Origin of the sequence: Streptomyces sp. PCS3-D2, from assembly GCF_000612545.2 — a bacterium.
In the GTDB taxonomy this organism is placed as follows: domain Bacteria; phylum Actinomycetota; class Actinomycetes; order Streptomycetales; family Streptomycetaceae; genus Streptomyces.
On the sequence record NZ_CP097800.1, the window covers coordinates 4,011,829 to 4,026,899 of the forward strand.

Annotated in this window: 12 protein-coding genes, 3 tRNA genes and 1 other RNA gene; 8 read left to right on the forward strand and 8 right to left on the reverse strand. The window is 72.5% G+C overall.

Going from position 1 to position 15,071, the window contains the following annotated elements; translation table 11 throughout:
• Positions 1-336 precede the first annotated feature (336 nt).
• Positions 337-1,374: a recombination directionality factor gene (locus AW27_RS17605; protein WP_370466688.1), complete on the reverse strand. Its 1,038-nt coding sequence runs from the start codon at positions 1,372-1,374 to the stop codon at positions 337-339.
• Between the two features lie 89 nt (positions 1,375-1,463).
• On the opposite strand from AW27_RS17605, the gene AW27_RS17610 reads away from it, so the two are divergent.
• Both AW27_RS17610 and AW27_RS17615 read left to right on the forward strand, forming a co-directional pair.
• Positions 1,464-1,751: a hypothetical protein gene (locus AW27_RS17610; RefSeq protein ID WP_037921296.1), complete on the forward strand. Its 288-nt coding sequence runs from the start codon at positions 1,464-1,466 to the stop codon at positions 1,749-1,751.
• A gap of 141 nt (positions 1,752-1,892) precedes the next feature.
• The gene (locus AW27_RS17615) at positions 1,893-2,177 is read left to right on the forward strand and encodes a PIN domain-containing protein (RefSeq protein WP_236647589.1); all 285 of its coding nucleotides are present in this window, start codon (positions 1,893-1,895) and stop codon (positions 2,175-2,177) included.
• 131 nt (positions 2,178-2,308) lie between these two features.
• On the opposite strand, the gene AW27_RS17620 is transcribed toward AW27_RS17615, so the two are convergent.
• Positions 2,309-2,393, reverse strand: a tRNA-Ser gene (locus tag AW27_RS17620).
• 131 nt (positions 2,394-2,524) lie between these two features.
• Here AW27_RS17620 and ffs point away from each other — a divergent pair.
• The 6 genes from ffs (at position 2,525) to AW27_RS17650 (ending at position 11,056) form a co-directional block, all read left to right on the forward strand.
• Positions 2,525-2,623, forward strand: an RNA gene (ffs, locus tag AW27_RS17625) — signal recognition particle sRNA small type.
• Between the two features lie 63 nt (positions 2,624-2,686).
• On the forward strand, positions 2,687-4,894 hold the full coding sequence (locus tag AW27_RS17630; protein WP_304949878.1) for a DNA polymerase III subunit gamma and tau: 2,208 nt from the start codon (positions 2,687-2,689) through the stop codon (positions 4,892-4,894).
• Positions 4,895-4,954: 60 nt separating this feature from the next.
• Positions 4,955-6,208: a phosphoribosylamine--glycine ligase gene (gene purD, locus AW27_RS17635; RefSeq protein WP_037920119.1), complete on the forward strand. Its 1,254-nt coding sequence runs from the start codon at positions 4,955-4,957 to the stop codon at positions 6,206-6,208.
• A gap of 286 nt (positions 6,209-6,494) precedes the next feature.
• Positions 6,495-8,327 carry a M48 family metalloprotease gene (locus tag AW27_RS17640; RefSeq protein ID WP_078556238.1) on the forward strand — a complete coding sequence of 611 codons (1,833 nt, stop codon included), beginning with the start codon at positions 6,495-6,497 and terminating at the stop codon, positions 8,325-8,327.
• A gap of 238 nt (positions 8,328-8,565) precedes the next feature.
• A complete protein-coding gene (locus AW27_RS17645; RefSeq protein ID WP_037920118.1) occupies positions 8,566-10,053 on the forward strand; it encodes a N,N-dimethylformamidase beta subunit family domain-containing protein in 1,488 nt (495 codons plus the stop codon).
• A gap of 97 nt (positions 10,054-10,150) precedes the next feature.
• Positions 10,151-11,056: a phosphoribosylaminoimidazolesuccinocarboxamide synthase gene (locus AW27_RS17650; RefSeq protein ID WP_037920117.1), complete on the forward strand. Its 906-nt coding sequence runs from the start codon at positions 10,151-10,153 to the stop codon at positions 11,054-11,056.
• A 46-nt stretch (positions 11,057-11,102) separates the two neighbouring features.
• Here AW27_RS17650 and AW27_RS17655 read toward each other — a convergent pair.
• The 6 genes from AW27_RS17655 to AW27_RS17680 all read right to left on the reverse strand — a co-directional run bounded on the left by AW27_RS17655 (position 11,103) and on the right by AW27_RS17680 (position 15,028).
• Positions 11,103-11,175: transfer RNA gene (locus AW27_RS17655), tRNA-Gly, on the reverse strand.
• A gap of 22 nt (positions 11,176-11,197) precedes the next feature.
• Positions 11,198-11,809 carry a response regulator transcription factor gene (locus AW27_RS17660; RefSeq protein WP_037920116.1) on the reverse strand — a complete coding sequence of 204 codons (612 nt, stop codon included), beginning with the start codon at positions 11,807-11,809 and terminating at the stop codon, positions 11,198-11,200.
• The gene (locus AW27_RS17665) at positions 11,806-13,044 is read right to left on the reverse strand and encodes a sensor histidine kinase (RefSeq protein ID WP_037920115.1); all 1,239 of its coding nucleotides are present in this window, start codon (positions 13,042-13,044) and stop codon (positions 11,806-11,808) included. The genes AW27_RS17660 and AW27_RS17665 overlap by 4 nt, the downstream gene beginning before the upstream one ends.
• 22 nt (positions 13,045-13,066) lie before the next feature.
• Entirely contained in the window at positions 13,067-13,831 is a 765-nt protein-coding gene (locus tag AW27_RS17670; RefSeq protein WP_037920113.1) for an ABC transporter permease, read from the reverse strand.
• A complete protein-coding gene (locus AW27_RS17675; RefSeq protein ID WP_037920111.1) occupies positions 13,828-14,805 on the reverse strand; it encodes an ABC transporter ATP-binding protein in 978 nt (325 codons plus the stop codon). Before AW27_RS17675 ends, AW27_RS17670 begins: the two co-directional genes overlap by 4 nt.
• Before the next feature lie 150 nt (positions 14,806-14,955).
• A tRNA-Gly gene (locus AW27_RS17680) sits at positions 14,956-15,028 on the reverse strand.
• Between the last annotated feature and the right edge of the window lie 43 nt (positions 15,029-15,071).

A 15,071-nucleotide genomic window follows, 5' to 3' on the forward strand; every position in this document is an offset into this window, starting at 1 on the left:
TGAGGCTATCGACATGCACCTTATGTCGGATATAAACGCAACCAGAACTGCAACCAGAGCATGCCGAAGATCCGGACCGCATTCGGCGGTCCGGATCTTCGTTTCGCCTGTTCAGGCGACTGCGGAGGATGCGAGATGCGAACTCGTGAGGGGTTGCCCCCCACACGCTTTCCAAATGTTCGCACGGGGGTCCGGCGGGGGCCGTGGGCGTCCTGACCTGCGGCGGAACGTTCGGTCCAGACCCGTCCGAACACTCTCGGACGGAGGCGAATGAGACCAGGACTGAGACCAGCCTGCCCCGGCTGCCGGTGATCACTGAGAGACGGACGAAGCCGGTCAGGTGGGTGAGGAATCCCGGCCTTGGAGCGCGTGCCCCGCGATTGCGGCGATCTGTTTGACCTGCTCTCGCAGCTGGACGAGTTCTGCGGTCTGTTGCCGTCCTGCCACGGTCTCGGACAGGGCGGCGATGACGGTTTCCTCGTGGTCGCCGGTGCCGAGCACCTGGGCGGAACGGCGGAGCAGGGCGGCGTTCACGCTGACCGAGTGGTTCGACTCCGGTGCCGACGGGGTGGTGGGCTCAGGGACCTGCCTGGCCTTGCGGAAGGATGCGGATGCTGCCGGAACAGGCGTGGGTTCGGCCGTCGGCGGGGGTTCGAACGCAACAGTGTCGGGGCTGCCGAGCACCGTGACCGCTGGCTTTCGGTAGCAGACGCCTCTCCCCGCCTTGGTCGTGTAGACGACGAGCTCCAGGGTGAGGTCACAGACGGCCGGGCCGTTGACCCGTTCCAGCGCGTCCGTCAGGTCGGAGAGCTGCGCGGCCATCTGCCACGAGTGCGTCATGAAGTGGAATGCGCCGAGCCCGGGTGCCGCTGCGATCCGGAAGGTGATGTCGACGCAGGGCATCGGGCCGCGCCCGTGCCGGGCTGCCAGCTTCCTGTCCTCAAGCAGTGGAGGGCAGCCGCAGGGCTGGCCCTTCTTCTCTTCCGGTGACAGGAGCTCCACGCCGTTGCAATCGTGGATGATGCCCGTACGGCCCCGGAGGACCATGTGTGCCGCCACCGCCTCGGGCCCGTTCATGAGAACGCGTACGCTCTCGCGGCTCGTCAGCACTTCGTAGGCAAGACCAGCCCCTCCTGTCCCTTCGTTCGGTTGAGGTTCGCCACCCAGGAGGTGGGCGACACGGGCGGCCACATCAGCATCGTCGGTGGTGACACGCCAGGCATCCAGAGCCTGGGGCAGCCCATCGGATATCCGCCCCGTGTGGAAGCGTCCGGCTCGGGCGGCTGAGCCAAACGGGCATCGCTGTCGCCGGCAGGCAGCGGCTGCCGCATCGCTGGCGCTGACTCGGCGGATGAGTCCCGTCGAAGCTCGGATTCGGGTCGTTTCCGACCCTCTCCAGGGCCGTCCGGCCTAGGGTGGTCTTCAGGCATGGGCCCGTGGAACACAGCGTGGAGGAGCCGATCATGAGCACTGCCCCGAATCTGCCACTCCCGCCGCGCAGACCCGAGGAGTCCCATCCTCAGTCCCATCCGCTACGGACGATCCGGGAGATCCGGGAGTCTCTGCCCGAGCACCAGCTCGGGCACTTCGATGCCGAGCTGGCCGACACGGACATCGATGCCTTGCCCGACATGCTTCACCGCTGGGCGACGCTGGGTAGCGACGGATTCCTTGAGCGGCTTACGGCGGCACCCTTCGAGGGTCTGGAGTTCGGCCGGCGGTCCTACGACGATGCGGCGGACGGCGAGTGATCTTTCTGCTCGACATCAATGTGGTCGCGGAGATCACCACCCGGCCGAAGCCCGCCCCGGCCGTCGTCGCCTGGGCTCGCTCGGTTCCGTCTCCTGCCCTCTACCTGAGCGTCATCACGGTCGCGGAGATCGAAGCAGGCATTGAGGGAACACCTGATCCGGTGCGGGGTACGGCTTTCGAGCGGGCGCTCACAGACATCCGAGATTCAGTACCGCGACCGGATCGCCGCCGTCGGCGAGCGGGAGGCACTCGCCTACCTCGCTCTTCACCGGAGGCTCAAGAGTGCCGGAACCAGCATCGATCCCCCTGATGCGCTGATCGCCGCCACCGCCCTGGCGAACGGCTGGACGCTGGTGAGCCGCAACATCAAGCATCTGGCGCGATCAGGCGCACTCCTGCTGAACCCTTGGGAGTACGAGGGGTAGATCATCCAGCCTGGAATGTGGCGAACTATCCGCTTTACGTCAAATAAATGAGACCAGAACTGAGACCGCGGAACGACGAAGGACCCGGCCGCTGAGCGGTCGGGTCCTTCGTTTGCCCTGGTGGGCGAGTGCGGAGGATACGAGATTCGAACTCGTGAGGGGTTGCCCCCAACACGCTTTCCAAGCGTGCGCCCTAGGCCTCTAGGCGAATCCTCCGCCGCAAACAATACAAGACGTGGAGGGGTGCTCGCGAACGTGATCGTTCGGAGGGGATCCGGCGGGGTCGGCTCGGGGGGTGGGGGCGCGGGCGGGGTCGATACCGGGGGCGTGGATCCGCTAGGGTGGGGCCCAGCCCCTCACGTGGCGCTATCTCACCCAACTCCCCCAGGGCCGGAAGGCAGCAAGGGTAAGTGGGCTCTGGCGGGTGCGTGGGGGGCGCTTTGCGTTCCGGAGGCCTGCGCGGCGCCGGCGGGCCGCCGCTGTCGGTGGGCCCGGATAACCTCGTAGACGTGTCGTCCCTTGCGCTGTACCGCCGCTACCGCCCGGAATCGTTCGCCGAGGTCATCGGTCAGGAGCATGTCACCGCGCCCCTGATGCAGGCCCTGCGGAACAACCGGGTCAATCACGCGTACCTGTTCAGCGGGCCGCGCGGGTGTGGAAAGACCACCAGCGCGCGCATCCTCGCCCGGTGCCTGAACTGTGAGCAGGGCCCCACCCCTACCCCCTGCGGGGAGTGCCAGTCCTGCCGCGACCTCGCCAGGAACGGCCCGGGGTCCATCGACGTCATCGAGATCGACGCCGCCTCGCACGGTGGTGTGGACGACGCCCGCGACCTGCGTGAGAAGGCCTTCTTCGGGCCCGCGTCCAGTCGCTACAAGATCTACATCATCGACGAGGCCCACATGGTGACCTCGGCGGGCTTCAACGCCCTGCTGAAGGTGGTCGAGGAGCCGCCGGAGCACCTCAAGTTCATCTTCGCCACCACCGAGCCGGAGAAGGTGATCGGGACCATCCGGTCCAGGACCCACCACTACCCGTTCCGTCTCGTGCCGCCCGGCACCCTCCGGGAGTACCTGGGTGAGGTCTGCGGCCGTGAGGGCGCTCGGGTCGAGGACGGCGTGCTGCCGCTCGTCGTGCGCGCCGGCGCCGGGTCCGTGCGTGACTCGATGTCCGTCATGGACCAGCTCCTCGCCGGCGCGGGCGAGGAGGGTGTGACATACGCCATGGCCACCTCGCTTCTCGGTTACACCGAGGGCTCGCTCCTCGACTCCGTCGTCGACGCCTTCGCGTCCGGGGACGGCGCGGCCGCGTTCGAGGTCGTCGACCGGGTCGTCGAGGGCGGGAACGACCCGCGCCGCTTCGTCGCCGACCTGCTGGAGCGGTTGCGTGACCTGGTCATCCTCGCCGCCGTGCCCGACGCCGGGGAGAAGGGGCTGATCGACGCCCCCGCCGATGTCGTGGAGCGGATGCAGGCCCAGGCGTCCGTGTTCGGTGCCGCCGAGCTCTCGCGCGCCGCGGACCTGGTCAACGCGGGCCTCACCGAGATGCGGGGCGCGACCTCGCCGCGGCTGCAGTTGGAGCTGATCTGCGCCCGGGTGCTGCTTCCCGCCGCCTTCGACGACGAGCGGTCCTTCCAGGCCCGCCTGGACCGCCTGGAGCGCGGCGGGGCCGCCGCCTTCGCCGCCGGGCCGCCCGCCATGGGCTACGTACCCGGGCCCGAGGCGCATGCCATGGCCCCGGCCGGTCCGGGCGGGGGTCCCGCGGCCGCCCGGGCCGCCGCCCGGACCCCGGCCGCGGCTCCGGCTCAGGCCCCTGCCCCGGCTCCGGCCCAGGCGCCCGCCCCCGTTCCGGCTCCCGCCCCGGTGCACCAGGAGGCCGCGCCGCCCACCCCGTCCGCCGCTCCCGCGCAGCCCGCCCCCGGGGCGTGGCCCGGAGCCGCGCAGCCCGGGAGCGGAGCCCCGGCCGCCCGGCCCGCCGCCGCGGCTCCCGCCCCCGGCGCCTGGCCGAGCGCGGCCGCGGCCGGCCAGGGCGCGCCCGCACCTGGTCACGTTCCGGCCGCCCCGGCGCCCGCACCCGCCGCCGCGGCGCCCGCCGCGCCCGTCCCCTCCCCCGGCATGGCCGCCGGTGCCGGACAGGTCCAGGCGATGTGGCCCGCCGTCCTGGACGCCGTAAAGAACCGCCGTCGCTTCACGTGGATCCTGCTCAGCCAGAACGCCCAGGTCACCGGCTTCGACGGGACCACACTCCAGCTGGGATTCCCCAATGCCGGAGCCCGCGACAACTTCGCCAGCAGCGGCAGCGAGGACGTGCTCAAGGCGGTCCTGGCCGAGCAGTTCCAGGTCAACTGGAAGATCGACGCCGTCGTGGGCGGCGGCGGCCCGGCCCCGGTGTCCGCCCCCGGCCAGTCGTACGGCGGGCCGCCCGCGCCCGCCCCGGCGTACAGCCCGCCCCCGCCCCCGCCGCAGCAGGTCCCCGCTCCTCAGGCCCCGGCCGCGCAGCCGCAGCAGCCGTCCCAGCAGCCTCACCAGCCGCAGCAGCCTCAGCAGTCCGCCGCCCCGTCGCCGTCCCCGGCCGCGCAGCCGCCCGCGCCGGTCGCTCCCGAGGACGACTTCGCCGAGGATGACGACCCCGACCTCGTCGAGAGCGCGCTGACCGGACACGACCTGATCGTGCGGGAGCTCGGAGCCACGGTTGTGGAGGAATACACAAACGAATAGGACGTCTCGGTTGGGTGGCCGCACGAAGGCGTCGACGCCGTCCGGGCTAGGCTGAGCGGCGTGAAGGTCCTCGTCATCGGCGGCGGCGCCCGCGAACACGCCCTGTGCCGCTCTCTGTCCCTCGACCCCGACGTCTCCGCGCTGTACTGCGCTCCCGGCAACGCCGGCATCGCCGAGGTGGCCGAGCTCCGCCCGGTCGACGCCCTCGACGGCGAAGCCGTCGCCGCTCTCGCGACCGAACTCGGCGCCGACCTGGTCGTCGTCGGCCCGGAGGCCCCGTTGGTCGCCGGGGTCGCCGACGCCGTGCGCGCCGTCGGCATCCCCGTCTTCGGCCCGTCCGCCGAGGCGGCGCAGCTCGAAGGCTCCAAGGCCTTCGCCAAGGACGTGATGGCGGCGGCCGGGGTCCCGACCGCACGCAGCTACGTCTGCACCACCCCGGAGGAGGTGGACGCGGCCCTCGACGCCTTCGGCGCCCCCTACGTGGTCAAGGACGACGGTCTGGCGGCCGGCAAGGGCGTGGTGGTCACCGAGGACCGGCACGCGGCCCGCGCGCACGCCCTCGCCTGCGACCGGGTGGTCATCGAGGAGTACCTCGACGGCCCCGAGGTCTCCCTCTTCGCCATCACCGACGGCGTTACCGTCGTCCCGCTCCAGCCCGCCCAGGACTTCAAGCGCGCCCTGGACGGCGACCAGGGCCCCAACACCGGCGGCATGGGTGCCTACTCGCCGCTGCCCTGGGCCGACCCGAAGCTGGTCGACGAGGTCATGGAGCTCGTGCTCCAGCCGACCGTCGACGAACTGCGTCGCCGCGGCACCCCCTTCTCGGGACTGCTCTACGCCGGCCTCGCGATCACCGGCCGCGGCACCCGGGTCATCGAGTTCAACGCCCGTTTCGGCGACCCCGAGACCCAGGTGGTGCTGGCCCGGCTGCGCACCCCGCTCGCAAGCGTGCTCCTGAACGCCGCCAGCGGCACGCTGGCCGACGAGCCGCCGCTCGTGTGGCGCGAGGACGCCGCCGTCACGGTCGTCATCGCCTCCCACAACTACCCCGGCACCCCCCGCACCGGGGACCCGATCGAGGGCCTGGCCGAGGTGGCGGCCGAGGACGCGCCCGACGCTTACGTGCTGCACGCCGGAACCCGCAGCGAGGGCGACGCCGTCGTCAGCGCGGGGGGTCGCGTGCTCTCGGTGACGGCGACCGGTTTCGATCTGGCGCAGGCGCGCGAGAAGGCGTATAAGGCGGTCGCGCGCATCCGCCTGGACGGCTCGCAGCACCGTACCGACATCGCCGCCAAGGCGGCCGGGCTCGGCTGACCAGCGGCTCCGCAGACCCGCGGGCCCGGTGCGCATCTCACGCGCCCGGGCCCGCGGGCGTGTTCGCGTGCGACTGCATCCGGCCTCGTTCGAACGCACCCACCTTTACCCAAAGCCATTCCATCGGGTGATCGTCACCTCGTCTGCCTGACGGCCGGGCGCGCCCCAACTAGGGTGCGGCGCAGGCATTCCGGCACTTGGCCCACCGACCTTGCGATGTCAGTGGCGGGTGTCACAGTGGGGGAGTGAGCAACGCAGCCGCAGGGCAGAGGGGGTGAGACCGGCCGTGTCCGGAATCGGTTCGATCATGGAAGCGGGCGTTCCGTCCGCGCGGTCCCGCGCTCTGGCCGTGCTGCGCGTGCGCAGCCGGGCCCTGGCCGTGGCGCTGCTGCCCGCCGCCCTCGCGGTGGTGCTGGTGGCCGCCCGGGCGACGGGCCGGCTGGGCGGCGAGCCCTGGGCCGCCGTGACGCTCGTGGTGTGCGTGGTTGCGGCGGTGGTGCTGCTCCTTGCCGGGATCTTCGCCGCGGTGGTGTTGCGGGCGAGCCCGGCGGTGACGCCGACGGTGTCGCTGTCCGAGGCCGCGGCCCCCGACCTCTACCGGCTGGTGCGGGACCTGGCCGACCGGATGGACGTACCGCCGCCCTCCGCGATAGCCCTGACGCCGGACTGCGACAGCTGGCTGGAGGACCGCGCCCATCCGGCCCACCGCCGCAGCGGCGCGGCCGGCGGTTCCCCGTCCGCGCCCGGCGCGGCTCCCGTACTGGTGATCGGCTCGCCGTTCCTGTGGTGGATGCGGGTCGCAGAGCTGCGGGCCGTGCTTGCGCCGGTCGTCGCCGGTACGGGTCCTTCCGCGCACCCGGACATAGCCGACGCGCGAGGCTTCGTACGGGGCCTGGACGCCGCCGTGGACGTGGGCAGTCGCCGCGGTCTCGGCTGGATCGCCGGTCCGGCCCGGCTACTGCTGAGGCTGTGCAGGACGGACGCCGCCGAGATGGAGCGCGGGGTGGCTGCCGCCGCCTCGGACCGTGCACAGGGTGTGGACTACGGGCTGCGCATCGTCGCCCAGGAGCAGGTCGGCCTCGCCTACGCGGGCTGGGACCGGCTGCTGACCCGGGTGGCCCTGCCCGCCTGGCGGATGGGCCGCTGGCCCGCGCACCTGGACGCCGGGGTGGTCTCGGCGCTGACCGAGCTGTCCCGGCGGGACCGGCTGGCCGAGGGCTTCACTTCGCGCCTCGGCGAGCGGCCCGCCTGTGACCTGCTGGAGCAGCCCGGCGTGATCGACGAAGCGACCTCGCTGCTGGCCGCGCGGCTCTTCCACGGGGGCCCGGCCGAGGCCGGGCCGGACTGGTCCCCGGTGGACTGGGCGGCCTATCCCGAAGAGGTCGTGGACCGCACGTGGCGGGCGGAGGCGGCCCGCCTGCACGCGGCGCTGGACGCGCTCGCCGCCCCTGCGGGACCGCCCGCGGGACCGGCCGGGGCAGTCGGCGGCTCCGTGTCCGCTGGTGACCCGGGACCGGCCGGTGCCGGTTCCACCGCTCCGGTCGCCCCCGTCACCGCCGTCGCCCCGGTGGCTCCCGCCGCTGCCGGAGCCGCCGGCTCGCCGGCTCCGTCCGGCGCTTCGGGTACAGCGGGATCCGCCACGATCGAGGCCGCCGCCGCGGCGCCCCGCGGTGTGGACGGCTTCGCCGGGCCCACGCTGGAGCGGGTGCTGGGCTGCCTCACGGGCGCCGCCGGTGAGGGAGCGCTCGGCGAGGCCCTGGCCGGGCGGCTCAGCGCCGACCTGGCCCGTGCCGAGCGGGCCGCTGGCGCGGCCGGTGCGGCCGCGAAGGCGCGCGGCGCGGACGCCGTACCGCTCTTCCCGCTCCAGCCGCCGCGCAGCGGCCGGGATCTGCTGGCCGACCACGTGACGGCGATGGTGTGCTGCGCTGCCGTGGACTCGGCTGGGGCCGCCCCCGGAATGGACTGGCTCGACGGACCGGTCCTGCTCGTCGGCGGCGACCGCCGGACGGATCTCGCACCCCGCGTGCTCCGCCTGGTCGAGGACGGCGACCCGGGGCCGCTGCGGGACTGGCTTTCGGCCCTCGGGGTCCGCACGGAGAAGCCCGTCCGGCTGGTCTGAGACACCCCCGACACCGCCCCGGAGCGGCGACGCATCGCACGGATATGCGGATGCCATTGTTCCGTTCTCGTCAATTCGCGACGAACGGTGACGGACTGCGTGCGTTATGTGATGTGCTGGGACCGGTCGCGGCTGGACGATCCCGAAGCGGATCTCCGCGCACTGCCGTACCGGCGCCACGAGCGCCACGCACCGAGGCGACGCATGCCGACCGGGGGAGCGAGGGAGGGGAACGGTCATGGGTACCGACCAGATCCGGCGTTGGGAGTCGGGTGCGCTCGCGCACGCGGTGAACGACCCCTTCGGGCAGGGCCCCCTGCCCTGGTTCCGGGGCAGTGAGCTCTACTTCGACGACACGGGCCAGGTCGTCCCCTGGTACGTGGACCCGGCCGCCGCGGTCGCCGGCACCGGCCAGATCCCCCGGGCCCGCGGCAACGGAGGCCCCCGCACCGCCGACGACGTGCACCGTCAGATCAAGGGTTTCGCCTCCACCGGCGCGGTGGCCCCGGGCGAGGCCATCGACTTCCACATCACCGTCGACCCGCCCCAGCAGTTCTCCGTCGACGTCTACCGGATCGGCCACTACGGCGGCGACGGCGCCTCGAAAATCACCACGAGCCCCCGCCTCTCCGGCATCGTCCAGCCCGCCCCCCTCGCCGCGGACCGTACCGTCTCCTGCCACCACTGGTGGCTCTCCTGGCGCCTGCAGGTCCCGTCCTACTGGAGCGTCGGCGCGTACGTCGCCGTCCTGACCACCGCCGACGGCTACCGCTCCCACATCCCCTTCACGGTCCGCGACGACCACCCCGCCGACCTGCTGCTCCTGCTCCCCGACATCACGTGGCAGGCCTACAACCTCTACCCGGAGGACGGCCGGACGGGCGCCAGCCTCTACCACGCATGGGACGAGGCGGGCCGCCTCCTCGGCGAGCGGGACGCGGCCGTCACCGTCTCCTTCGACCGGCCCTACGCGGGCGCCGGCCTGCCCCTCCACGTCGGCCACGCCTACGACTTCATCCGCTGGGCCGAGCGCTACGGCTACGACATCGCCTACGCCGACACCCGCGACCTGCACGCCGGCCGCATCGACCCCACCCGCTACCGCGGCCTGGTCTTCCCCGGCCACGACGAGTACTGGTCGGCCCCGATGCGCCGCACCGTCGAGCGGGCGCGCCACCACGGAACCTCCCTCGTGTTCCTCTCCGCGAACACCATGTACTGGCAGGTCGAGCTCGGCCCGTCGCCCTCCGGCGTCCCCGACCGGCTGCTCACCTGCCGAAAACGCCGCGGACCGGGCCGCCCCGCCCTCTGGCGCGAGGTCGACCGCCCGGAGCAGCAGCTGCTCGGCATCCAGTACGCGGGCCGGGTCCCGGAACCCGCCCCGATGATCGTGCGCAACGCCACGCACTGGCTGTGGGACTCCACCGGCGCCGGCGAGAACGACGAACTGCCCGGCCTGGTCGCAGGCGAGGCCGACCGGTACTTCCCGCGCACCCAGCTCCCCGAGCACCAGGACCGGATCCTGCTCGCGCACTCCCCGTACCTCGACAGCGAGGGTCAGCGCCGTCACCAGGAGACCTCCCTCTACCGGGCCCCCAGCGGGGCGCTGGTCTTCGCCTCCGGCACGTTCGCCTGGTCCCCGGCCCTCGACCGTCCCGGCCACGTCGACGAGCGCGTGCAGCGGGCCACGGCCAACCTCCTCGACCGGATCTGCAAGCACGACTGACCCGACCGGGCTCGGCCGACACACCCCCTGTCCGGGGGTGGGCGGCCGGGTGCGCGAGAATCGGGGTGCGCTTCATACAGAACCACAGGGAGACCCCGTGTCCGGATTCGTCGAAAAGCCCGAGCCGGTTCAGGTTCCGGGCCTCGTCCACCTCCACACCGGCAAGGTGCGCGACCTCTACCAGGACGAGGACGGCCGCCTCGTCCTGGTCGCCAGCGACCGCATCTCCGCCTTCGACTGGGTGCTGCCCACCGAGATCCCGGACAAGGGCCGCGTCCTGACCCAGCTCTCCCTGTGGTGGTTCGACCAGCTCGCGGACCTCGTCCCGAACCACGTCATCTCCACCGAGCTGCCCGCCGGTGCCCCCGCCGACTGGGCCGGCCGCACGCTGGTCTGCAAGAACCTCGACATGGTCCCGGTCGAGTGCGTGGCCCGCGGCTATCTCACCGGCTCGGGCCTCGCCGAGTACAACAAGACCCGCACCGTCTGCGGCCTCGGTCTTCCCGAAGGCCTCGTGGACGGCTCCGAGCTGCCCGGCCCGATCTTCACCCCGGCTGCCAAGGCCGAGGTGGGCGAGCACGACGAGAACGTCTCCTACGAGGAGGTCGCGCGCACCACCGGAGCCGAGACGGCCGCGCTGCTGCGCCAGACCACCCTCGCCGTGTACAGCCGCGCCCGGGACATCGCCCGTGAGCGCGGGATCATCCTGGCCGACACCAAGTTCGAGTTCGGCTTCGACCCGAAGGACCACGCGCTGGTCGCCGCGGACGAGGTGCTGACCCCGGACTCCTCCCGCTTCTGGCCCGCCGACCAGTGGGAGCCGGGGCGTTCCCAGCCCTCCTTCGACAAGCAGTACGTCCGTGACTGGCTGGCCTCCGCGGCCTCCGGCTGGGACCCGAAGGGCGAACTGCCGCCGCCGGCCCTCCCGACGCAGGTCGTCGCGCAGACCCGCGCGAAGTACATCGAGGCGTACGAGCGTCTGACCGGCCTGGACTGGTCGTAGGGAACGAAGAAGCCCCGGTCCGAGGACCGGGGCTTCTTCCTTACAGAGCGGACAACGCGACTCGAACGCGCGACATCCACCTTGGCAAGGTGGTGCTCTACCAACTGAGCTATGTCCGCAGGCGCCGTAAGGCGAGACCTACTATACCCAACCTCGCTCCCTCGCGAGACGTACTGCCGCATGACGGTTCTCGGCGCCCAGCTTCGTGGCCGCCGAGGACAGGTAGTTGCGGACCGTCCCCTGCGACAGCGAGGCCCGCTCCGCGATCTCCGCGATCGGCGCCCCGTCTCCCGCCAGCTCCAGCACCTCGGCCTCCCGCGCGGTCAGCGGGGAGTCCCCGGCGCTGATCGCGTCGGCCGCCAACTCGGGGTCCACGTAACGGCCTCCGGCGTGCACGGTCCGGATCAGCTCGGCCAGCCGCTGCGCCGAGACCGTCTTCGGGGCGAAGGCACGCACCCCCGCCGCCAGCGCCCGCTTCAGATGTCCCGGACGCCCGTGGCTGGTCACGATCATCGTCTTGCAGTCGGGGAGTTCGGCCCGCAGGGATGTGGCGACACTCACACCGTCCGCCCCCGGCATCTGCAGGTCCAGCACCGCCACGTCCGGGCGGTGCGCCCGTGCCATCGCCAGCGCCTCGGGGCCGGACGCCGCCTCCGCGACGACCAGCAGGTCGTCCTCCAGAGCGAGGAGCGCCGCCAGCGCCCCGCGGATCAAGTGCTCGTCGTCGGCGAGCAGTACGCGTACCGGGCTCACGCCCGCACCTCCAGTCCGTCGAGCCGTGGGCCCGGTATCTCCGCACGCAGCCGGAACCGGCCGTCACCGACCAGCCCCGCCTCCAGGGTTCCTTCCAGCGCGGCGAGCCGCTCCCGCAGCCCGGCCAGTCCCGAGCCGGGCGGCCCGGCAGGAGCCTCCGGCGCGCCGTCGTTCTCCACCACGAGCGTCACGGGGCCGCTCGCCGGAGCCGCCAGCCGGATTCGGCAGCGCTGCGCGTCCCCGTGCCGCAGCACGTTCGTCGTGGCTTCGCGGACCACCCAGCCGAGTGCCGACTGGACCTCCGAGGGGAGCTCCCGGTCCGGCCGGAAGTCGACCCGGCACTCCATCCCGGCCGCGCTCAGCACCCCGCGCGCTCCCTCCAGCTCCACCGCGAGGTCCGCCTCCCGGTAGCCGCGCACCACGTCCCGGACCTCCCGCTGGGACTCCCGGGCGATCCGCTGGACCGCGATCATCTGCTCCACCGCCTCGGGGCGTTCGCGCCGGGCCAGCTGGACGGCCAGCTCGCTCTTGAGGGCGATCACTGCCAGGTTGCGGCCCATCACGTCGTGCAGGTCGCGGCCGAAGCGCAGCCGTTCCTCGGCCACCGCCAGCCGTGCCTGGACCTCGCGGGAGCGGTCCAGCTCGTAGACGGTCCTCAGCAGCCAGCCGGAGAACCCGCTGGTGGCTCCGAAGAACAGGCCTCCCAGCAGCACGCCGACGGCGTACCCGAGCGCCTTCCCCACCGGCATGCCGAGGCTCAGGGCGGCCAGCCCGGTGGCGACGGCCGCCGCCGCGGCGACGTACCACATCCGCCGTACCGACTTCAGGCACAGGACGAGCGATCCGGAGGTGAACCAGGCCAGTCCGGCCACCATGGTCGGTGCCACGGTCGCTTGGGACTCCCCGGTGGTCCGCACGGTGAGGACGGCCAGGACGCATCCCGCCGTCACCAGGGCGGTGGCCACTGCCAGTCGGGTGGGGCGCTCACGCCGCCCCACCACCCAGTGCAGTGCCCGGGAGGTGAGCACCCCGCACAGGACCGCGTGCGCGCACATCATCAGGAAGAGCGAGAGGGGCACCACGAAGGAGGTCCCGTCGGCGGCCGCGGCGGCCAGCGGGGTCAGCGCGAAGGACAGGATCTCCAAGAGCACGAAGACGTAGAACGACCCCCGGGTGTAGAGCTCGACCTTCCCCGCGGTGCTGCGGTTCTTCCACCACCCGGTCAGCTTCGACACGGTTCCCGTCCCCCGACTCGTCCTAGCGACGCGGTTCCCAGCGGAACCACCGCTGGACAGCAAACACGCTGATCACGATCCAGGCCAGCACGTTCAGTCCGGCGCCCAGCAGGTCCCCGCCCTCCGCTCCGCCGCTCCAGCCGGCCCGTACGAGGACCATCACGCCGCTCAGCGGCAACAGTTCGCACAGCGAGGCCGCCAGGTCGGGCAGCGAGTCCGTCGGGGCGAACAGTCCCGAGCCGAGCACGGTCGCCAGGAACAGGGGCAGCGTGGTGAGGCCGGCGGTCTCCACGGTGCGGGTGAAGGAGCTGGTCACCGCGGACAGCGCGGCCAGCAGCAGGAGGCCGGCGAAGACGGCCGCCACGAGCAGCAGCGGGTTCTGCGGCATGCGCACGTCCAGGGCGAGCGCCCCGGCGACCGCGAGGACGGCGATCTGGCCGAGCGCCAGGCAGGCGGCGGGCAGCGCCGTCCCGGCCAGGATCTCCAGGTCCCGGGCCTCGCCGGTGCGCAGCCGCTTCAGGACGAGCTCCTCGCGCCGGGCGACGTAGGCGGAGACCAGGTTCATGTAGACGACGAGGAGCAGCACCATGCCGATCCCGCCGGTCAGGGTGGCCTCGCCGACGGCCGCGGCGCCCTCGACGCCGGTGAGGGAGGAGCGCAGGACGAACACCATCAGCAGGGGCATCAGGAGGGCCACGCCGAGTGCGGCCCGGTTGCGCACCAGCAGGGTGAGCTCGGAGCGGCCGAGCGCGGTGATCCGGCCGGCGTTCAGGGTGAGCGTGCTCATCGGGTCCCCGCCATGGTGTCGTCGTGACTGTCGTGACTGCCGTGGCCGGTGCGACCGGTGCGGTCGCCGGTGTTGCGGCGGTTCCGGGCGATCTCCAGGAAGGCCTCCTCCAGGGAGGCGGACCGGGCGTCGAGCCCGCCCAGTTCCACGCCGTTCTCCCGGGCCCAGCCGAGCAGTTCGGCCAGGGTCTCCTGGAGCGCCTCGGTACGGATCTCCACGCGCTGCCCGAAGGCGGCCGCCCGCAACGACAGCGGCAGCCGGGCGGCGGGCGTCCCGGCGGGCAGGGCGAAGCGGATCCGGGCCGGCCGGGTGGCGGTCACCTCGGCCGGGGTCCCGGACAGGACCAGCTCGCCCTCGTGGAGGATCGCGAGGCGGTCCGCGAGCTCCTCGGCCTCCTCCAGGTAGTGCGTGGTCAGCAGCACCGTGGTGCCCTGCTCCCGCAGTGCGCGCACCAGGGCCCAGGTCTCCCGGCGCCCTTCGGGGTCCATGCCGGTGGTGGGCTCGTCCAGGAAGAGCACCTCGGGTCGGCCGAGCAGGGCCAGCGCCAGGTCCAGGCGCCGCCGTTCCCCGCCGGACAACTGCTTCACGCGTACGCCGGAGCGCGCGGTCAGGCCGACCAGCTCCAGCACCTCGGCCGCCGGGCGGGCGCCGGTGGTGACCCCGCCCCACATCCGCACGGTCTCGACGACCGATAGGTCCGAGGGGAAGCCGCCCTCCTGGAGCATGACCCCGGTGCGCGGCCGGACCTCGGCCCGCCGGGTGAGGGGATCGAGGCCGAAGACGCGGACCTGCCCGCCGCTCGGCGCGGCGAGTCCCTCCAGCAGTTCGACGGTGGAGGTCTTGCCCGCGCCGTTGGTGCCGAGCAGGGCGAAGACCTCACCCCGCGCCACGGAGAAGGAGACGCCTCGTACGGCCTCGAATCCTCCGGCGTAGCCCCGGCGCAGGTCCCGGGCTTGGATCACGGTGTCAGTCATGGATCAAGCGTCGCGGCGTCCGGAGCGGCCCGGCAGTGCGCGTTGTCACGACCGGCGATGACATTTGTCAGGGTGTTCCGCGGCCGTCGGCGGCGAAAGGGGAAATACGAAGAAGGCCCCGATCGGAATGATCGGGGCCTTCCTTCACAGAGCGGACGACGCGACTCGAACGCGCGACATCCACCTTGGCAAGGTGGTGCTCTACCAACTGAGCTACGTCCGCAAGCAGTGCACTGCCGGGGCAGTACGTGCATCACTCTACCCGA